This is a genomic window from Cyanobium sp. T1G-Tous (assembly GCF_024345455.1).
Classification (GTDB): domain Bacteria; phylum Cyanobacteriota; class Cyanobacteriia; order PCC-6307; family Cyanobiaceae; genus Cyanobium_A.
This window is the reverse complement of record NZ_JAGQBD010000003.1, coordinates 59,888-77,151: the sequence shown is the minus strand read 5'-3', so window position 1 is coordinate 77,151 and position 17,264 is coordinate 59,888. Positions and strand designations below refer to the sequence as shown.

The 17,264-nt window shown below is 61.7% G+C and carries 19 protein-coding genes and 1 pseudogene; 9 read left to right on the top strand and 11 right to left on the bottom strand.

Features of this window, described 5'->3' with window-relative positions:
* Nucleotides 1-46 precede the first annotated feature (46 nt).
* On the bottom strand, nucleotides 47-994 hold the full coding sequence (locus KBY75_RS03170; protein WP_255022915.1) for a GNAT family N-acyltransferase: 948 nt from the start codon (nucleotides 992-994) through the stop codon (nucleotides 47-49).
* Nucleotides 995-1,246: 252 nt separating this feature from the next.
* Between KBY75_RS03170 and KBY75_RS03165 the strand changes: the two genes are divergently transcribed.
* The 3 genes from KBY75_RS03165 to KBY75_RS03155 are packed head-to-tail and all read left to right on the top strand — an operon-like array spanning nucleotide 1,247 to nucleotide 3,166.
* Nucleotides 1,247-2,293: a polysaccharide biosynthesis/export family protein gene (locus KBY75_RS03165; protein WP_255023021.1), complete on the top strand. Its 1,047-nt coding sequence runs from the start codon at nucleotides 1,247-1,249 to the stop codon at nucleotides 2,291-2,293.
* Nucleotides 2,294-2,299: 6 nt separating this feature from the next.
* Nucleotides 2,300-2,740 (top strand): 23S rRNA (pseudouridine(1915)-N(3))-methyltransferase RlmH, encoded by a 441-nt coding sequence (locus tag KBY75_RS03160; RefSeq protein WP_255023020.1) that lies wholly within the window; start codon nucleotides 2,300-2,302, stop codon nucleotides 2,738-2,740.
* Between the two features lie 24 nt (nucleotides 2,741-2,764).
* Nucleotides 2,765-3,166: an OsmC family protein gene (locus KBY75_RS03155; RefSeq protein WP_255022914.1), complete on the top strand. Its 402-nt coding sequence runs from the start codon at nucleotides 2,765-2,767 to the stop codon at nucleotides 3,164-3,166.
* Nucleotides 3,167-3,192: 26 nt separating this feature from the next.
* Here the strand turns inward: KBY75_RS03155 and purB are convergent, their stop codons facing one another.
* Together purB and KBY75_RS03145 are read right to left on the bottom strand one after the other, a co-directional pair.
* A complete protein-coding gene (gene purB / locus KBY75_RS03150; RefSeq protein WP_255022913.1) occupies nucleotides 3,193-4,488 on the bottom strand; it encodes an adenylosuccinate lyase in 1,296 nt (431 codons plus the stop codon).
* Nucleotides 4,489-4,555: 67 nt separating this feature from the next.
* On the bottom strand, nucleotides 4,556-4,768 hold the full coding sequence (locus tag KBY75_RS03145; RefSeq protein WP_254937405.1) for a hypothetical protein: 213 nt from the start codon (nucleotides 4,766-4,768) through the stop codon (nucleotides 4,556-4,558).
* Between the two features lie 113 nt (nucleotides 4,769-4,881).
* On the opposite strand from KBY75_RS03145, the gene KBY75_RS03140 reads away from it, so the two are divergent.
* A complete protein-coding gene (locus KBY75_RS03140; RefSeq protein ID WP_255022912.1) occupies nucleotides 4,882-5,808 on the top strand; it encodes a TlyA family RNA methyltransferase in 927 nt (308 codons plus the stop codon).
* A 22-nt stretch (nucleotides 5,809-5,830) separates the two neighbouring features.
* Here the strand turns inward: KBY75_RS03140 and KBY75_RS03135 are convergent, their stop codons facing one another.
* Entirely contained in the window at nucleotides 5,831-6,169 is a 339-nt protein-coding gene (locus tag KBY75_RS03135) for a P-II family nitrogen regulator (RefSeq protein ID WP_254937407.1), read from the bottom strand.
* 186 nt (nucleotides 6,170-6,355) lie between these two features.
* Here KBY75_RS03135 and queF point away from each other — a divergent pair, with 186 nt between their 5' ends.
* Nucleotides 6,356-6,781 carry a preQ(1) synthase gene (gene queF, locus KBY75_RS03130; protein ID WP_254937408.1) on the top strand — a complete coding sequence of 142 codons (426 nt, stop codon included), beginning with the start codon at nucleotides 6,356-6,358 and terminating at the stop codon, nucleotides 6,779-6,781.
* On the opposite strand, the gene KBY75_RS03125 is transcribed toward queF, so the two are convergent.
* The 7 genes and pseudogenes from KBY75_RS03125 to KBY75_RS03095 all read right to left on the bottom strand — a co-directional run.
* On the bottom strand, nucleotides 6,778-8,079 hold the full coding sequence (locus KBY75_RS03125) for a cytochrome c biogenesis protein ResB (protein WP_255023019.1): 1,302 nt from the start codon (nucleotides 8,077-8,079) through the stop codon (nucleotides 6,778-6,780). The genes queF and KBY75_RS03125 overlap by 4 nt on opposite strands.
* The gene (locus KBY75_RS03120; protein WP_254937410.1) at nucleotides 8,076-8,813 is read right to left on the bottom strand and encodes a cytochrome c biogenesis protein CcdA; all 738 of its coding nucleotides are present in this window, start codon (nucleotides 8,811-8,813) and stop codon (nucleotides 8,076-8,078) included. The genes KBY75_RS03125 and KBY75_RS03120 overlap by 4 nt, the downstream gene beginning before the upstream one ends.
* A gap of 9 nt (nucleotides 8,814-8,822) precedes the next feature.
* Nucleotides 8,823-9,962 carry an FtsW/RodA/SpoVE family cell cycle protein gene (locus KBY75_RS03115; protein ID WP_254937521.1) on the bottom strand — a complete coding sequence of 380 codons (1,140 nt, stop codon included), beginning with the start codon at nucleotides 9,960-9,962 and terminating at the stop codon, nucleotides 8,823-8,825.
* A gap of 215 nt (nucleotides 9,963-10,177) precedes the next feature.
* Nucleotides 10,178-10,378 (bottom strand): phycobilisome linker polypeptide, encoded by a 201-nt coding sequence (locus tag KBY75_RS03110; RefSeq protein ID WP_254937411.1) that lies wholly within the window; start codon nucleotides 10,376-10,378, stop codon nucleotides 10,178-10,180.
* A 33-nt stretch (nucleotides 10,379-10,411) separates the two neighbouring features.
* Entirely contained in the window at nucleotides 10,412-10,900 is a 489-nt protein-coding gene (gene apcB, locus KBY75_RS03105) for an allophycocyanin subunit beta (protein WP_255022911.1), read from the bottom strand.
* Between the two features lie 42 nt (nucleotides 10,901-10,942).
* On the bottom strand, nucleotides 10,943-11,428 hold the full coding sequence (locus tag KBY75_RS03100; protein WP_106502340.1) for an allophycocyanin: 486 nt from the start codon (nucleotides 11,426-11,428) through the stop codon (nucleotides 10,943-10,945).
* Nucleotides 11,429-11,826: 398 nt separating this feature from the next.
* Nucleotides 11,827-14,148 (bottom strand): annotated as a pseudogene (locus KBY75_RS03095) (phycobilisome rod-core linker polypeptide); the annotation flags it as partial.
* Between the two features lie 188 nt (nucleotides 14,149-14,336).
* Between KBY75_RS03095 and KBY75_RS03090 the strand changes: the two are divergent.
* The 4 genes from KBY75_RS03090 to atpE all read left to right on the top strand — a co-directional run bounded on the left by KBY75_RS03090 (nucleotide 14,337) and on the right by atpE (nucleotide 17,233).
* On the top strand, nucleotides 14,337-15,509 hold the full coding sequence (locus KBY75_RS03090; RefSeq protein ID WP_255023018.1) for a class I SAM-dependent methyltransferase: 1,173 nt from the start codon (nucleotides 14,337-14,339) through the stop codon (nucleotides 15,507-15,509).
* Between the two features lie 59 nt (nucleotides 15,510-15,568).
* Entirely contained in the window at nucleotides 15,569-16,051 is a 483-nt protein-coding gene (locus KBY75_RS03085) for an ATP synthase subunit I (protein WP_254937413.1), read from the top strand.
* A gap of 54 nt (nucleotides 16,052-16,105) precedes the next feature.
* Nucleotides 16,106-16,825, top strand: a complete 720-nt coding sequence (atpB, locus tag KBY75_RS03080) for a F0F1 ATP synthase subunit A (protein ID WP_396093617.1) — start codon at nucleotides 16,106-16,108, stop codon at nucleotides 16,823-16,825.
* A gap of 159 nt (nucleotides 16,826-16,984) precedes the next feature.
* Nucleotides 16,985-17,233: an ATP synthase F0 subunit C gene (atpE, locus tag KBY75_RS03075; RefSeq protein WP_106502337.1), complete on the top strand. Its 249-nt coding sequence runs from the start codon at nucleotides 16,985-16,987 to the stop codon at nucleotides 17,231-17,233.
* The last annotated feature ends 31 nt before the right edge of the window (nucleotides 17,234-17,264 follow it).

Genomic DNA, 17,264 nt, shown 5'->3' with positions numbered 1-17,264 from the left:
GACCCCAAAGCGACTGCATGGAAACGTACCAGCCCAGAGGGCTGGTTCAGCTGCCTCGGTACCAGCTGAAACGCCGGTAGACAGGTTGGTGGACGAAGTCGATGAAGTGCTGTAGACGACGGCGGGGGATGCGGCTGAGGTCGGCAGCCATCAGGATTTCGGTGATTTGATTGAAGTCACGGGCCAGGGAGAGGTTTCGAACCCTGGCTTCCATCAAGTTGATGTACTGCCGGAGCAGCACGGGCAACCGAAAGCTTGGCTCCAGCTGCTCCCTGATCTGCTGTTCAAGGCCCTGAATGGTCTCGATGGATCCCTGGGCTTCAATTGGTTCAAGCCAGCTAAGCGAATGGCGGGGCTGGGGACAGGGCAGCTCCGTTTCCAGAAATGGTGCCCGCATCAGGCTGCCTAGAAAGCTTTGGTTGACTGCGTCGCTGTAGGCAAAATGGTTGTAGGAGACCAGTCCATGGATGGATTGGTAGCCAGAGGAAACTGCCACCTGAAGTCCGCCCCTAAACAGGCACATCAAGGTGTGAGGCTGGCGCTGGAAGCGGGGCGCAAGAGCTACTCGACCAATTTCCAGGTGATTGCCTCGCTGGGCCAGCATCGTTTTGATGCCTGGATAAACGTGCTCGAGGTAGGACTGATGGCCTGCTGGAGTTGGCGTCTCGGCGCCTGCTTGGCCGCTTTGGCCGAAGTCATGTCGAGGCACGAATTGGAGCCGGGCAGAGCCTGCCAACTCGCCGCTACAGCCCTCCACCAGTAGGAAATGGTCGTAGAAGCAATCCCTGCTGTCTAGGTCATGGGTCTGCCCCGATCCTGAAAGTTGCTGGCGGTAGGTCAGCTCCCGCAGGATGCCGACTGGGTCTGCATAGGGTGCAAAATGTTCACCAGGCAGCAAATAAAGGTCGAGGCCCTGGGAGCTGAACAAAAAGTAAGGGGCGAGCTCAGCCTCTACCTGCTGAAGAGGAAGGGCTACTGGGGCTGGCTGATTCAAGATGGTCCCTTCCTTCCCCTTCACGCTTGGGCTCAAAGTAGGTGAAGATTAGCCCCGACTAGAGACCGCATTGGTTTAGCTGCTACGCCGATTTCCAAACCCCATCGCCTTCCAGGACCCTTGCCTGCAGATTTCCATTCCCAACCGTCTGCTACCCGCAGGCCCCTGGCCAGGCTGATGGTGGCCACAGCACTGGGTGCCCCATTCAGCTGCCTTGCTGCTCTGGCTCAGCCCCAGCTGCAGTCTTACCCCATGCCAGGGGCACCAGGAGCTCTGCCGAGCGCCTCTGCTGTGTGGCCAGCGGATCCGGGCAGGAGCTTCCGCTATCGGCTTGGTCCAGGGGACCGGTTGCGTATGTCCGTATTCAAGGTTGAAGGCTACGCCGCAGAAGTGGAGATACTCAGCGACGGCACTATCAACTTGCCACGGTTGAACTCAGTGCCCGTCTCGGGCCTCAGCCTGGATGAAGCTCAGAAACGAATTACAAGCTTGTATTCCCGTTACCTGCGCAGACCTCTAGTCTATCTCGATTTAATTGCTCCCCGTCCGGTGCGGATCACCGTGGTGGGGGAGGTTCAGAAGCCCGGCTTCTATAGCCTCACCCCACAGGCTAATAGTTCGAGTCTCCAAGCTGTCGGCGCCCCGCAGACCACCGTTTCCAGTGCCGGTTGGCCCACCTTGGTCGAAGCGGTTCAGAAGGCAGGGGGCATTACTGCCAATGCCAATCTCTCTGATGTTGAGCTGATCCGTCAGGGAGGCAGGCCTGAATTGCCCAAGACCAGCTTTCGTTTTGATTTTCTAGCTACTCTTTTGGGCCAGTCCCAGACGGTCAATCCCCTGCTGATGGATGGGGACACAGTTCAAGTTTCCAAGCTTGAAGGTGTTACTACTAATGAGATTTTGATCAGGGCTGGTAAGTCGAACCTTTCCGCTGATGCTATTGCCGTTACGGTCGTGGGAGAGGTTAATGCACCTGGTCTCAAGCAAGTTCGTTCCAATAGCTCGCTTACTGAGGCGGTAATGGCAGCCGGAGACCTCAATCAGCTGAGAGCCGATGCCAATTTCATTCGCCTGTTGAGGATGCAGAGCGACGGCACAGTTGCTTCTACTCGGTTGCGTTTTGAACCAGGAGCGACACTTGGATCAATCAACAACCCTGCTCTGCAGAACGGTGATGTAATTGTTGTAGCTCGTAATGGCTGGACGAGTTTCAATCAGCGTCTTGCCCAAACTGTGGAGCCCCTTGGTCCCTTGCTGAATGCGGCTTCCCTCTACAACATTTTGGTTAAAGGCCCCTAGGCAGTGATCAACCCAGCCCGCATCCGCATCCTGGCCATTGGCAAAGTGCGCAAGGGTTGGGTGCAAGAGGGGATTGCCCTCTATCGCAGGCGGTTGCCCGGGCTGGAGATCGCGGAGCTCAAAGACTCCACGATGGCCAAGGAGGCGGAGGCGATCGGCGCAGCCCTGCGGCCTGAGGAGCGGCTGGTGGTGCTCAGCGAAGAGGGATGCACCTTGGATTCGCTGGCCTTTGCCGAGCAGCTGCGTGGATCTGGTTCTGATCGGATTGCCTTCGTGATCGGCGGTGCGGATGGCCTGGAGCCGGCGCTCAAGGCCCAGGCTGCCTGGCGCCTCAGCCTTTCGCCGATGACCTTCCCCCATGAGTTGGCGCGGCTGTTGTTGCTCGAGCAGCTCTATCGCGCCAACACCATTCTTCAGGGTGGGCCCTACCACCGCCCAGGCGCTTGAGTGGGGTGGTGCTTACGCCACGCGATGCCCACGATTGATAGCCGCTACGAGGGAGCCCTGCGCTGCCACTCCAGCCATGGCCCCTCTGCCTCTGTGCTCGAGACCGATGCCCCCACCGACAACCAGGGCAAGGGGGAGCGTTTCTCGCCCACCGATCTGGTGGCCACGGCCCTGAGCACCTGCATCCTGACGATCCTGGGGATCGTCGCCGAGCGCCACGGCTGGCCGCTGCAGGGTGCAACCTCCCGGATTGAAAAAACCATGACCCCTGAGGCGCCGCGGCGCATTGCCCTACTGGAGGTGTGGATCAGCTTGCCGGCGGGTCTCAGCGAGCAGCAGCGGTCCGTTCTGCGTCAGGCCGGTGAAAGCTGCCCGGTCAAGCTGAGCCTGGAGGGGTCAGTGCCGATGCGGCTGCACTGGGCCTGAATTGCCTGCCAGCTCAAACCCCCGGCTCAAATCCCCAGTCGCTGCCAGATCACGCCCAGGTTGGCCTGATGCAGATCGGTGCTGAAACACTCAGCCAGCTGCTCAGCGCTGAGCTTGCTGGTCACCTCCCCATCGGCTTCAAGGTTGGCGCGGAAGTTGCCGCCATCTTTGTTCCAGGCGCTGTGGGCGTTGCGCTGCACAATCCGGTAAGCGTCTTCGCGGTTGATGCCGGCTTCCACCAGGGCCAGCAGCACCCGCTGGCTGAACACCACGCCTCCGTACACATTCATGTTGCGGGCCATGTTTTCTGGGTAGACCCCTAAGCCCTTCACTACCTCGGTCATCTCCCGCAGCATGAAGTGCAGGGTGGTGGAGCAGTCGGGCAGCATCATCCGCTCTACAGAGCTGTGACTGATGTCGCGCTCGTGCCAGAGGGCGCAGTTTTCAAGGGCCGCCACCACATAGCTGCGCAGCACCCGCGCCAGGCCGCTGATCCGCTCGCTGCGGATCGGGTTGCGCTTGTGGGGCATGGCCGAGCTGCCCTTCTGCCCCTTGGCGAAGTTCTCTTCCACCTCGAGCACGTCGGTGCGCTGCAGGTTGCGGATCTCGGTGGAGAAGCGCTCCAGCGCCGCGCCCACCAGGGCCAGGGTCTGCACGTATTCGGCGTGGCGATCGCGGGCGATCACCTGGGTGCTGGCCGTATCTGGCACCAGGCCGAGCTTGGCGCAGGCGATCGCCTCCACCTGGGGGTCGGTGTTGGCGTAGGTGCCCATGGCGCCGCTGATCTGGCCCACGCTCACCACCCGCTCGAGCCGCTCGAGGCGCTCGCGGTTGCGTTCCACTTCCGCCAGCCAGCCGGCCACCTTGAAGCCGAAGCTGATCGGTTCGCCATGGATGGCATGGCTGCGGCCGATCATCACCGTGCCCTTGTGCTCGCGGGCTAGCGCCCTGAGGGCATCGGCGAGTGCGTCGAGCTCGGCGCGCAACAGGGCCACCGATGCTTTCATCTGCAGGGCCAGGCCTGTATCGAGCACATCTGAGCTGGTCATGCCCACGTGGATGTAGCGGCCCGCATCGCCCACGTGCTCGTTCACATTGGTGAGGAAGGCGATCACGTCGTGGCGCACTTCGGCCTCGATCTCGAGGATGCGCTCTACCGAAAATCTGGCCTCCGCCTTAATCGTTGCGACCGCCTCAGCAGGCACTCGCCCCAACTCACAGTTGGCCTCGGTGGCAGCGATCTCCACGTCGAGCCAGCTCTGAAACTTGGCCTCTTCACTCCAGAGGTTGCCCATCTCGGGCAAGGTATAACGCTCGATCAAGGCCGCGCCTGGCTCACTGCCAGACCAATGTATGGGTGCGCCCCTGCCGCCCCTTACTCAGCGCTCTTTAGGCAGCTGCCGTCAGGCGCTGGTGCTCCACCTCCCACTGCACCAGGCTGCCCCAGGCCTGCTGCCGCACCCAGCATCGCCCCCCGCGGCACTGGATCAGCTGGAAGGGGGGCAGGTCGGAGGGTTGATTGCGCAGTTTGACGAAGCTGCCGGGATAGAGCAGTTCCAGCACATTGGCTGCAGCATTCGCGCTCCGGATTGAGGTGGCCATCGGTGCCGGATCAACTTCTCGGCGCCATCCTCTGCCGGGTTTTGGTGCGGAGGCGGAGATGCTTGGAATCTGTTCCGGTTGCGTTGTGGTTTGATCACAAAAGGTGGAGCGCCATGGCTCGCAAGCAACGACTGGATTTGGAGCTCGTGGCCCGCGGACTGGCGGCTAGCCGTCAGCAGGCCCAGCTGTTGATTAGGGCCGGCCGGGTGCGCCAAGGCGACAAGGTGCTCGATAAACCAGGCACCGAGGTGCTTCCGGAGGCGGAGTTGCTGGTGCAGCAGCTTCCTCGCTACGTATCAAGGGGTGGCGAAAAGCTAGTGAGGGCACTAGAGGCCTTCCCAGTAGCCGTGCAGGGTCGCGTTTGCCTTGACGGCGGCATCTCCACTGGCGGCTTCAGCGATTGTCTGCTTCAGCACGGGGCCTGCCGGATTTACGGGATTGATGTGGGCTATGGCCAGACGGCCTGGAGCCTGCGCACTGATCCGCGGGTAGTGCTCAAGGAGCGCACCAACCTGCGTCACCTCACCCCGGCCGAGCTCTACGGGCCCGAGGACCCCTGGCCAACCCTGGCTGTGGCCGATGTGTCGTTCATTTCCCTCGCCCAGGTGCTGCCGGCCCTGCTGGGGTTGCTCCTGCCCGAGGCGCCGCTGGATCTGCTGTTGCTGGTTAAACCTCAATTTGAGGTGGGCAAGGGCCGGGTGGGCAAGGGCGGGGTGGTGCGTGATCCGGTTGCCCACTGCGATGCGATTGCGGGGGTGATGGCGGCGGCCGGGGCGTTGGGGCTTGAGGCCTGCGGCCTGGTGGCCTCACCGATCACCGGGCCTGCCGGCAACCATGAGTATCTGCTCTGGCTGCGGCGCTCTGATCGCGATGGGCAGGACGGACTGGGTGATGTTGCCGGAGATGTTGCAGTGGATGTTTTCGAGCCTGTTGAACAGCTTGTTGAACCAGCCCAAAGCGACCCGAAATTCCGCCCTAGGGCAATCAGCCCAGAGCAAATAAAAACCCTGGTCGCCAGCACGCTGACTCCCAGGGCATAAAAAGCAAAAGGAGCGTTGGCGCTCAGATGGCGCCGCTGTCCCGATCACCGGTGCGGATTCGAATCACCGAATCAATTGTGCTCACGAAGATCTTGCCGTCGCCGATTTCGCCGGTGCGGGCCGCGTCTTGAACGGCGCTCACCACGGTGTCGACCTTGTCGTCATCGACAACGATCTCAAGTTTGAGTTTCTGGAGGAATTCGACGGTGAATTCAGAGCCGCGATAGCGCTCCACCTGGCCCTTTTGACGGCCAAAACCCCGCACTTCGCTCACGGTCATGCCCACGATCCCCGCATTGACCAGGGCGACCTTGACGTCCTCGAGCTTGAAGGGACGAATGATGGCCTCAATTTTTTTCATAGGAACAGCTCGGGCTGGGTAGGAAGTCTCTCAGGAAATCCCTGCCGATGGTAGGGAATAAAGCCATTAGGCCCGAGCTTTGCGGGGGTCGTCGTAGCGATTGCTACCGGCTCGGGCAGCCGTTGGCTGCGGCCACTTTCCTTAAGATCGCCTAGTGGCACTGGCCCTTTCCCTTTCCTTGCTCCGATGTCTTCCAGCCCAGTTTCTGCCAGCGCGTCCTCCCTCACCCAGACGCCCATGTATGGCGAGCGCGCCATCGCTGAAGCGGAGCTGATCTGTTTTGACAATCCCAGGCCTGGCCGTGCCTACGAGATTTCGATCGAGCTGCCGGAGTTCACCTGTAAGTGCCCGTTTTCCGGTTACCCCGATTTTGCGGTGTTGCGTTTGATCTACCAGCCCGGCCCCCGGGTGGTGGAACTCAAGGCGATCAAGCTCTACGTGAACAGCTACCGCGACCGCTCCATTTCCCATGAAGAGGTGACCAATCGCATCTTGGATGATCTGGTTGCCGCCACCGATCCCCAGTGGATGCAGTTGGAGGCTGATTTTCACCCCCGCGGCAACGTTCACACCGTGGTGCGCGTCAGCCACGGCACGCGGCTGGCTTGTTAGAGCAGCTGGGCGAGCATCTGGGGCAGCTCGGCAGCGAAGCCGGTGAGATTGCGGTTGCAGAGTCCGGCAACATGCAGCTGACCCGCCTGGCCGGCTGGCTGCTCGGCAATGGCCCAAAGCTGACGCGTAGCAAGCAAGCTGAGCCCGCCGCCGGCCAGGGCGATCGCAAATCCTGCGTACACCAAAGGCACGCCAGGATCACGCTTCAGCAGGATGCCACTGGCGGGTAGAACGCTTTCGACCCGTATCGGCAGCCCCTTTACCTCCACAGCTGCGCCGCCTGGGGCTAGGCGAGCTAGGGAGATTCCGTCGGCGCCGTAGATCTCAATTGGTCCTTGTTCGCTGCCCAGGCTGAGTAGCACCGGCTCGCTGCCATCGGGACGGGTGGGCAGGACGATGCCCCAAATCTGTTCGCCTAGCTGAGGAAAGCTCTGCAGCGGCAGCTCCAGCAGGGGGCTTTTGCCGAGTTGCAGGCTGATGGTGGCCAGGGCCCAGTCGGCTTGATAGAGGGTGACCCCCTGGAAGCGCAGCGGATGGTTGACGCTGATCTCGGCCTGCTTCAGCAGGCTGCCGCCGCTGCCATCGCCCTCGAGGATGCGCAGCTGGGAGGTGAATTGCTCAGGTCGCCCGGCGGGATCGCGCTGGATTGAAAAGCCGTCGAGGGCAAGGGTGAGTTGGCTGCTGCCCCGGCTGTCCATCAGCTCCAGGCTGCGGCCGGGGGCCAGGTATTGCTCAGCCCGTTGCCCACCAAGTGCTCCCCAGGCCGCTCCGAGCATCAGCACCACCATGCCGGCGTGCACCAGCAGGGGCCCGACCCGGCCCAGCAGCCCCTTGCGAGCGGCTAGGCGATCGTCATGGCGCTGAATTTGCCAGCCCTGGAGTTGCAGCAGTCCGGCCAGCTGATCGAGGCTCTCCTTGGGGGTGTCGGTGCTGAGGGTTTCAGCCACGCTCAGCTTGCTGAGCTGGCGGGGTGAGCTGTAGTCGATCCAGCGCAGGGCGGCCTGCAGGGCGGGCCACTGGCGGCGCCAGCTGCAGAGCAGCAGGGCTAGGGCCAGCCAGGCCAGCAGCCCCAGGAACCAGCCGCTGGAATACACATGGTCGAGCTGCAGGGCCAGCACCCCATCAGCGTTCAGCAGTCCAAGCCAGGGCTGGGGGTCGTAGAGCCGGTGGTAGAGCTCGGCGGGTTCCCGCTGGGGGATGGCCGTGCCGACGCCACTGGTGATGGCAATCACCAAAAGCAGCACGATCGCCACCCGCAGATCGGAGATCCAGCCCACAACTCGCAGCAAGGCTTTCATCGCCAGTTGGCCACAAGGGTGAGGGCGCCGGTTGTCACCAGCACCACGCCGCTGATCGGGGGAACCCATTGGCCCAGCCGCCTCAGGCTCAGCAAGCCCGGCAGGCTGGCGGCCGCCGTGCCGGCCAGCAGCAGGGGCACCACCTGACCCGCTCCGAAGCTGGTGAGCAGCAACATGCCTACCAGGGGTTTGCCGTTTTGGGCCATCCAGGCCAGCAGCACAGCCAGCACAGGGGTGGTGCATGGGGTTGCGGCTAATCCAAAAGCTAGGCCTGCGGCTATGGGAGCCAGGGGTGCCGGCACCCGGCGACGCCAGATTTCAGGATCGGGTCCGGCGGGCAGGGGCAGCTTCAGCAGGCCCAGCAGGTTTAGGCCCATCAGCAGGGCAAGCACAGCCACCACCGTGGGAATCAGCCCGGGGATTTGGCCATAGATCCGGCCCAGTAGGCCGCTAACCAGGCCCAGCAGCACTAGGGAGGCCACGATGCCGGCCGCAAAGCTGAGGCTGCGCTGCCAGGGAGCCTGGCTGGGCTTAACGCCGGGCGTGCCGCCAAAGCCAGCCAGATAGGCAAGGGTGACCGGCAAAAGCGATAGGGAGCAGGGCCCCAGGCTCGTGAGCAGGCCGCCAGCAAAGACAACCCCAACGGTGGTGGGGGTGGGGCTGGCCAGGGAGTGCTGCAGCAGCGCCTCGCTGCTGCGGGCCCAATCGGCCAGTTGGGGCCCAAAACTAATCATGGAATCAGCCTATCGGGCAGCTGCGGTGCGCCGGCGCCTGGGGGTAGGGGCAAGACCGCCTGCCTCCAGCGAGCACCGGATCAATAGGCCGCAAACAAGCAGGCTGGCCATCAAGGAGTTGCCGCCATAGCTGATCAGTGGCAATGGCAGGCCGGTGGTGGGCATGGCACCGCTGGCTACGGCGATATTGAGGATGGATTGGCCCACCAGCAAGGTGGTGCAGCCGATGGCGATCAGGCGCTGCTGGTTGCTGCGGCAGCTGAGGGCAACCCTCAGCCCAACAAAGCCAAACAGCAGCAAAAACAGCAGTAGCACCACCGAGCCCACGAAGCCAAATTCCTCAGCAAACACTGCAAAAATAAAATCGGTGCTCTGGATCGGCAGGTATTGCAGCTTCTGGGTGGAAAGGCCAAACCCCTCGCCTAGGAAGCCTCCTGAGCCGATCGCCATCAAGCTCTGCACCAGTTGGTAGCCGTCCCCCTGGGCATCTCGCCAGGGATCCAGGAAGGACACCACCCGCAAACGCTGGTATTCGTTGATCATGATGCTGGCGCTGCCAAGCAGCCCCCCCGCTCCGGCTGCCCCGAGCAGCATGGGCAGAGAAAGGCCCCCAGCCAGGGCCAGCAGCCAGAGCAGCAGCCCGGATAGGGCCGCGGTGCTGAGGTTTGGTTGCTTGAGGATCAGCAGGATCAGGGCGCCAAATGCCCCTAGCCAGAGCAGTTTCTGGTCGTTGCCGATGCGCTTCCAGTGGGCAAAAAGAGCAGCGCCCTGCAACACCACAAAAGGCTTGACTAATTCCGATGGCTGCAGTTGTACCGGTCCAAGCACCAACCAGCGACTGGCGCCGTTGACAGTGCTGCCCATCACCAGGGTGGCTGCGACCAGAACGATGCCAACCCACAACCCCAGCGGTGCCAGGTGCAGCCAGCGCCGCAGGCTGGTGCGCAGGCCGAGCCAGAGCAGCCCCCAGCTGGCAGCCATCCAAATCAACTGGCGCTTGAGATAAAAGGCGCCGTCACCCATCTCCCGTTCAGCTACCCACCAACTGGCAGAGGTGAGCACTAATAGTCCGATCACGCTCCAGAGCGCCACCATGCCCAGAAGCAACCTGGCCTCTGCTGGCCACTGGGACCAGGGCAACGGCAGCAGCGCTCCAGCCTTCGGAGGACCGCCGACAGCGTCGCGGTGGGGGTTGTGAGTTGCGGTGCGGGCCAAGGCTGAAATTGGGGAGTGGCAGAGGTAGGGCCATCGTCAACCCATTGAGCCGTGCCCGGGGGGGTGTTGTCGACCCCTGGCAACCAGAGTCAAACAATAAAAAAGCCCGGCATCTGCCGAGCTTGGGGAGAAACGAAAGGTACTGAATATCAGTTGCCGACGTTCTGTTGGCGACGCCCAGTGGCTAGTTCCACTTTGAGGATCTTGCCGCCCTGCTTCATGATCCGCTGCTGCTCAGCGAACCAGCTGTCGTAGGGCACCCATTTGGTGAAATAGGTGTTTTGAAGCTCACGCTGGGAGCGGCTCTTTTCCGGGCAAGGAATGCAAGCCGTGATCTTGAACAGACGCATGGAGATGATCCTCGGGTGTGCCGATGGCAGGGATCAGTTGCCCAGGCCGGAGCAGATGTAGTCGAAATAGACAGCCATTTCACGGCCGGCATCAGGACCCACCAAGGCAGCGGTGGTTTCTTTCATGGCCTGGATGGATTGAACGGTTGCACCAATGGGTACACCCAGGGAGTTGTAGGTCTCCTTGAGACCATTCAAGACCCGCTCATCGAGGATGGAGGTGTCGCCAGCCAGCATGGCGTAGGTGGCGTAGCGCAGGTAGTAGTCCAGATCGCGGATGCAGGCTGCATAGCGACGGGTGGTGTACATGTTGCCGCCCGGACGGGTGATATCCGAATACAGCAGCGACTTGGCTACGGCCTCTCTGATGATGGCCGAACCATTGGCGCTGATGGTGGCAGCGGCGCGGACGCGCAGTTCACCACTGGTGAAGTACTGCTCCAGGCGGCCCATGGCGGAGTCGTCTAGGTACAGGCCCTGAACGTCGGCCTGATTAATGACGTTTGTGATCGCGTCTTGCATGAATCCAGCTGTGGTGGCGGGGAGTAGTAAAAGAACGCTGCCTCAGGAGAGGGCGCCAATGACGTAGTCGAAGTAGAAACCGGCTTCTTCAGCGTCAGAGCCGGTGAGTAGGCCCATGGCGGCGTTCTTCATTTCCCGCACGGACTCAGCCATGGCATCGAGGGGAGTGCCGAGGGAGCGATACATCTCCTTGGCTCCGATGATGCCAACCTCTTCAATGGGGGTCACATCGCCGGCGATGATCCCGTAGGTCACCAAGCGCAGGTAGTAGTCCATGTCGCGGAGACACGAAGCGGTCATCTCCTCGCCGTAGGCGTTGCCGCCGGGGGAAATCACGTCGGGACGCCGCTGGAACAGGGCGCCACCAGCGGTCTTGACGATGCGCTCGCGGCTTTCTCCGAGAACCTGGGCGACGCGAATACGACGTTGACCAGCGCCCACGAAGGACTTGATCTGGTCGAGTTCGCCAGGGCTGAGATAGCGGGCTTCCGCGTCCGCGTTGATGATCGAGTTGGAGACGATGCTCATGCAGTTCTGCCTCGAAACAAGCGGCCGCCTTGACGGAGACCGATATCCGGTGGGTAAGGGAAAGGATCGACTTGCGCCGATCGCCAAATCATTCTGCGGCAAAGCCCCTCGCTGCTCCCGTGGCGGTAACAGTTCTTCATGGCGTTTGTGCTCGGAAAACCCGCTGCGGCGCAATGGCTTTGGGCGATATTGTTAATAGCGACTTGGCGCAGCAATTATTCATCATTTTGCTTCGTTAATCGCTCCACTTGTTTCGGCTTGCGGCTCAACTTTTGCGACAATTGTTATTTTGATCATAAAAACCCCCCGAAGTGTCTCCGGGAGGCTCGAAGTCGATGAAGCAGTGCGCAGGCGCAGGGTTGGCATGCGGTTGAGGCGTTGCTGGACTTAGGGGGCTACTTCCAGCGGCGACTCGGCGCAGGTGCTTGGCGGATGCTGCCCGGCCCCGCGATGAAGTTGTCTTGGGGTTGAGCAGCCTTCATTGTTTCGCCCCCTACGGTCTGGGCTGTCCAGCTCCCCACTACCATCTGCCGACGGGCCGACAGATTTCGATTGGTTATATCCCCGGTAGTGCGTATGGTCTGATCAACGGGCACATTTGGACGTTTGTCCTGGGCAAATTCATTGGCATAGGCAGAGGCGTCGAAGGGGCGGTTTAGGCCGGGCACCTTACGCGCATTTCGATCATTAGCAGTGACAAAACGCTCGTAGGGGACTGTGTCTTCGCCGTAGGTTTCGTTGTATTCGCTGCTGTTGAGAATCCCATCGACTACCCCATAGAAGCCAGTGCGTGCTGCGGTATCGAAGTAGGCATCGATTTCCCATCTCCCGAAGGTTGGGCGACCTAGCAGCCGGCGATGCATCACCTCGATGGCCTTGGTGATGTAAAGGCCGGTCCAATAACGGCGGCGGAAGGCCTTGGAACGGGCTACCTGGCGGATGAACTCCCGCAGGCTGATATCGCCGTTCTCGAGCTTGATTTCCTCAACTTTATTGCGCTCTCCGGCATAGCCAGCAGTGCCTAAAACTTGCACATAGACCGCATTAATAACGGCCTGGGTGCTGGCTTCAGTGCCACGGATGCTGGGTTGGCCGCCACGGCGGGGCACGGAGCTGCCGCCGGTAGCAATCTGCTGGAGGCGTACGACCTTGGGGCCCACTCGGCGAGGAGTGGCCTTGCGGAACTGGACGCTGTCCATCTGGCCAGGCTGGGCCAGGCCATTGCCGATCAGGATGCGGCGGCTGTCGTAGCCGTAGGGCGCTGGCCGGGTTGCCACTGAGGCGGTGCCAGAAGGGAAAATCGCGCCGTAGTTGAGGGCCAGGGGGTCGTTGCCGCCGCCGTAGACGTGCTGATCGGCGAAGGGTTGGCGATAGGAGGCGTAGAGGGTGACGTATTGGGGTGCGCCTTCAAAGGGAGCGCTGAAGCGGAAAAGCTTGCGATTTGATCCCCAGCCGGCACTCTCCTGGGCTTCTTCACCGAGATCCCTCAGGTAGGGCACGGTTTCCTCGCCGAACACCCGCGCGTATTCCAGGGTGTTGATCAGGGAATCCACTAGGCCATTCAAGCCTTGGACGCTGACGATGTCGAAATAGCGGGTGAATTCCTCGCGGGAGCTGATGCCGCGACCGAGGAAGTGGCGGAAGGCCAGCTCAACCGCCCGGCTATTGGAGAAGCGGCCAAAAAACTGCTGGCGGTATTCCTTGCTGTGGCCGAGGGAGCGGATGAATTCCCTCATCGACAGCTGGCCCTGGCGCACCTGGGTGGCCTCAACTGGGCAGGGCGTCTGGCTGTAGGCCTTGGCGATGTCCCGTTCGAAAACCTGTCGGTAGGCGGCTCGAATCACTTCGGCCTTTTGGGCACCACTTAGGCGCGGCCGCATGATGAAGCGCTGCTTGCCGTCTGCGGCTAGGGCATAGATAGCAGGCAGCTGCAGGCCCTGACTTTCAGGGCTGCCGAGGCGCTGCCGGGTGCTTGGTGTGGCCACCTGCAGTTCGGCGAGCAGCACGTTGAAGTACTGGATCACCAGCTGGCGGGCCTGGGGATTGTCTTTGCAGAGGCCGGCGGCTGCGGCACGCATTTCCTGCAGAGCCACATTGGTCGCCGCCAGGGAGCAGGCCTTCTCCAGTAGATCGCGCAGGCCGCGGGTGTTTACGGCCAGGATGCTCGGGTCTCCTGCCACCAGGGCGTAGCCCACATAGCGGAGGAACCAGCCCATGTCGCGCAGCGACTTGCGCATCCGATCGGTGCCGTATCGGCCTATTGCGATCGGGCTGAAGCCGGTGGGCAGCACAACCCTCACGTCGGCGTCGCCACCTGAGCTTTCAAGTAAGCGAGTGATCAGGTTGCCGCCGGAGTCGCCAGTGCCCTGGGCGAAGGTCTGCACCGAGCGCTGGAAGGCGGCCTGGTCAGCGGCCAGAGGGGTGGCGTCGCTGGCTCCACCGCTGACGACGCTCAAGGGAGCATCTAGGTAGGAGAGGGGCGTGCCGCCGGAGAAGATCCGGTTGGCAGCCTTGGCCACGATGAAATCAGCGTTTTCCGAGATGCGGCGTGCAGCTTCTAAGCGCTGCTGGCCACTCTGGAAAAACGCCACCAGGGTTTCAAGCTCCCCGCCGTCAGGGAAGCGATCCTGTTGCTCCGCCTGACGGACGCTGGAGAGCGGCAGGGTGTCGTAGCGCTGGGGTGAAACCCTGGTGCTGCCGCTGCTGGCGGTCACGGTCATTGACGAGAGCGAACCGGGCTGGGCCACGTTACGGCGGGCCCTCCGGGCCTTTGCCCAGCCATGAACAAATGTTTGCAGCTTCGCTGGCTTGCTGATGCCAATTGACTCGTTCTAGTGGCCGCTGGGCGTGAAAAGCTCAGCCGGTTGCCGCTGATCCGTCCTTGCCCGCCAGTGATGCCGCCACGCCGATGGTGAGCGCTTTTTACGACCGTTTCCCCTACCCGGGAGACCCCCTCCAAGACGGCCCACCCCCTGGATACAACTGGCGCTGGTGCGTCGATAGCGCCTGGGCTGCTGCTACTGGAGCCCTGCCGCCGCGACCCGACCAGGGTGAACGCCCTTGGCGGATTCTCGACGCCGGCTGCGGCACCGGCGTCAGCACCGACTACCTCTGCCACCTCAATCCAGGTGCTGCGGTGATGGCAGTGGATATCAGCGCCGGAGCCCTTGAGGTCGCACGGGAGCGCATCCGTCGTTCAGGTGCGGCAAAAGCGGTGCGCGAGTTGCGTATCGAACAGCGCAGCCTGCTGGATCTGGCTGGCGAGGGACCCTTCGACTACATCAATTCCGTCGGCGTTCTGCACCACCTGCGTGAGCCAGAGGCAGGTTTGCAGGCACTGGCTGGATTGCTGCGGCCGGGCGGGCTACTGCATCTTTTTTTGTATGCGGATGGCGGCCGCTGGGAAATTCACCGCACCCAGCGGGCCTTGGCACGGCTGGCCGTCGGCTCAGGAGAGGAGGGGCTACGGCTGGGTCGCCAGCTGCTGGCTGAGTTGCCTGAGGGGAACCGACTGCGACAGCATCACGAGCGGCGCTGGATCGTCGACACGGCAGCCGATGCCAATTTCGCGGATATGTATCTGCACCCCCAAGAGACCAGCTACAACCTCGAGCGTCTGCTGGCTTTTGTCACCTCAGCGGGTTTGGAGTTTGCCGGGTTTTCCAATCCGGAGGTGTGGTCGCCCGCGCGCTTGCTGAGTGGTGAGCTGCTGGAGCGGGCCCAGGGCCTCAGTCAGCTTGAGCAGTGGAGCCTGGTGGAGGAGCTTGATCCCGATATCAGCCATTTCGAATTTTTTCTCAGCCATGGTGCGGTGAGGGCACCCGATTGGGGCGACGACGAAGTTCTGCTGGCAGCGGGGGGTGAAACCAACCGCTGCCTTTGGGGTTGGCCAGCCACCCGCTTGATGGGGCCAGACCTAATGCCCCTTGACGTCAGCGAGGAGGGACTCATTTTGATGGCTGCCATTGAGAGCGCGCCGGGTGTGGCGATCGGCCAGCTTCCATTGGATTGGCCTGCGGCGCAACGGATTGCCGTGGCTCGCCAACTGCTGAAGCAGAGGGTTTTGCTGCCGGTGCTCTGAGGGGTCGGGGATCAGCACCGTGATAGATTCCGCGCGCCTTTTCAGGGATTTGAGCGCGCTTGTCGGTATCTCTCCCCTGCCCCCTACTTCCCGACCCTGAACCCACCGTTTCAACGGCAGTTCAGGCTGGTGAAGCGGTCGAGCAGTTGGATGATGCCACCGGTGCATCAACCCTGCCAGCGCTAACCGCCGATGTCAGCAATGGCATGGATGGTTATTTCCGGCTCCAACGCCGGCTTTTGCTAGCAACCTTGCTGCTTTCGGCAGTGGCGGTGGCAGGAACAGCCGTTTTTGGCTCCATCTCCACGGCTTCAAGCCTGTTGGTGGGTGCTCTAGCTGGCCTTCTTTACCTGTGGCTGCTCAGCCGCAGTGTCACCAAGCTGGGAGAAAATGCCCGGCGGGTTAGCAAGGTTCAGCTGCTGGTGCCGGTCGTCCTGGTGCTGATCGCAGCCCGGACCCCCCAACTTTCGATCCTGCCGGCTCTTTTGGGCTTTCTGCTCTACAAGCCGGCCGTGATCCTTCAGGCAGTCTTCGACACCTGATCCCGTTTCCGTTCCGTCGCCCTGGCGACCCCGAACTCCCCTTCGCTGGCTCCGATGCCTCTCCTTCTCCCCTTTGCTGAACTGGAGGTTGGTAAACACCTCTACTGGCAACTTGGCAACCTCAAGATTCACGGCCAGGTCTTCCTGAGCTCCTGGGTGGTTATCGGTGCCTTGCTTGCCCTTGTAGTGGTTGGCACCCGCAAGCTGGAGCGTGATCCCCGAGGCACCCAGAACCTGCTGGAGTTCCTCTGGGATTACATCCGCGATCTCTCCCGTGAACAGATTGGTGAGAAGGCTTACCGCGATTGGATGCCCTTCATCGGCACCCTGTTCCTGTTCATCTTTGTCAGTAACTGGGGCGGAGCTCTGGTGCCCTGGAAGCTGATCCACCTGCCTAGTGGCGAGCTTGGTGCACCAACGGCTGATATCAACACAACCATTGCCTTGGCTTTGTTGGTATCCCTTGCCTACTTCTATGCCGGCTTGAGCCGTAAGGGTCTGAGGTACTTCGAGTACTACGTGGAGCCGACACCGATCATGCTTCCATTCAAGATCGTTGAAGATTTCACCAAGCCCCTTTCCCTTTCCTTCCGTCTTTTTGGCAACATCTTGGCGGATGAACTGGTGGTTGCAGTTCTGGCATTTTTGGTGCCATTGATTGTGCCCCTGCCTGCAATGTTCCTGGGTCTTTTCACCAGTGCTATTCAGGCTCTGATTTTTGCCACCCTCGCTGCCTATTACATCGGCGAGGCAGTGCACGAAGAGCACCACTAGTAGCTCTTCACCAGCAGCTCCGCTCCGGCGATCTGCTAAATCTCCCTCGCGCAGGTCCGGCAGCATCCCGGGCCCATCCTTGAAAGGATGTCCTCAGCGCAGGGTTTTATTCCCGGTCCATAACGCGCCACAACCGCGACCCCAATCCCCCACTCCACCATGGATTCCATCACCTCCGCTGCGTCTGTTCTGGCCGCTGGTCTGGCTGTAGGCCTCGGTGCCATCGGCCCCGGCATCGGTCAGGGCACCGCAGCTGGCGGCGCCGTTGAAGGCATTGCACGTCAGCCTGAAGCCGAAGGCAAGATTCGCGGCACCTTGCTGCTCTCCCTGGCCTTCATGGAAGCGCTCACCATCTACGGCCTTGTGGTCGCACTGGTGCTGTTGTTTGCCAACCCCTTCGCTGGTTGAGCGTTGTTGTGAGTGGAAGGAGGGCGGGGGC

What these genes read in the sequence shown, in the direction of transcription:
- queF (WP_254937408.1), top strand. Translation starts at nt 6,356, where the DNA reads ATGTCTTCCAGCCCAGTTTCTGCCAGCGCGTCCTCCCTCACCCAGACG.
- KBY75_RS03165 (WP_255023021.1), top strand. Translation starts at nt 1,247, where the DNA reads ATGCCAGGGGCACCAGGAGCTCTGCCGAGCGCCTCTGCTGTGTGGCCA.
- KBY75_RS03140 (WP_255022912.1), top strand. Translation starts at nt 4,882, where the DNA reads ATGGCTCGCAAGCAACGACTGGATTTGGAGCTCGTGGCCCGCGGACTG.
- KBY75_RS03155 (WP_255022914.1), top strand. Translation starts at nt 2,765, where the DNA reads ATGCCCACGATTGATAGCCGCTACGAGGGAGCCCTGCGCTGCCACTCC.
- apcB (WP_255022911.1), bottom strand. Translation starts at nt 10,900, where the DNA reads ATGCAAGACGCGATCACAAACGTCATTAATCAGGCCGACGTTCAGGGC.
- KBY75_RS03145 (WP_254937405.1), bottom strand. Translation starts at nt 4,768, where the DNA reads ATGGCCACCTCAATCCGGAGCGCGAATGCTGCAGCCAATGTGCTGGAA.
- KBY75_RS03120 (WP_254937410.1), bottom strand. Translation starts at nt 8,813, where the DNA reads ATGATTAGTTTTGGGCCCCAACTGGCCGATTGGGCCCGCAGCAGCGAG.
- atpB (WP_396093617.1), top strand. Translation starts at nt 16,106, where the DNA reads ATGCCTCTCCTTCTCCCCTTTGCTGAACTGGAGGTTGGTAAACACCTC.
- KBY75_RS03090 (WP_255023018.1), top strand. Translation starts at nt 14,337, where the DNA reads ATGGTGAGCGCTTTTTACGACCGTTTCCCCTACCCGGGAGACCCCCTC.
- KBY75_RS03125 (WP_255023019.1), bottom strand. Translation starts at nt 8,079, where the DNA reads ATGAAAGCCTTGCTGCGAGTTGTGGGCTGGATCTCCGATCTGCGGGTG.
- KBY75_RS03135 (WP_254937407.1), bottom strand. Translation starts at nt 6,169, where the DNA reads ATGAAAAAAATTGAGGCCATCATTCGTCCCTTCAAGCTCGAGGACGTC.
- KBY75_RS03100 (WP_106502340.1), bottom strand. Translation starts at nt 11,428, where the DNA reads ATGAGCATCGTCTCCAACTCGATCATCAACGCGGACGCGGAAGCCCGC.
- KBY75_RS03110 (WP_254937411.1), bottom strand. Translation starts at nt 10,378, where the DNA reads ATGCGTCTGTTCAAGATCACGGCTTGCATTCCTTGCCCGGAAAAGAGC.
- atpE (WP_106502337.1), top strand. Translation starts at nt 16,985, where the DNA reads ATGGATTCCATCACCTCCGCTGCGTCTGTTCTGGCCGCTGGTCTGGCT.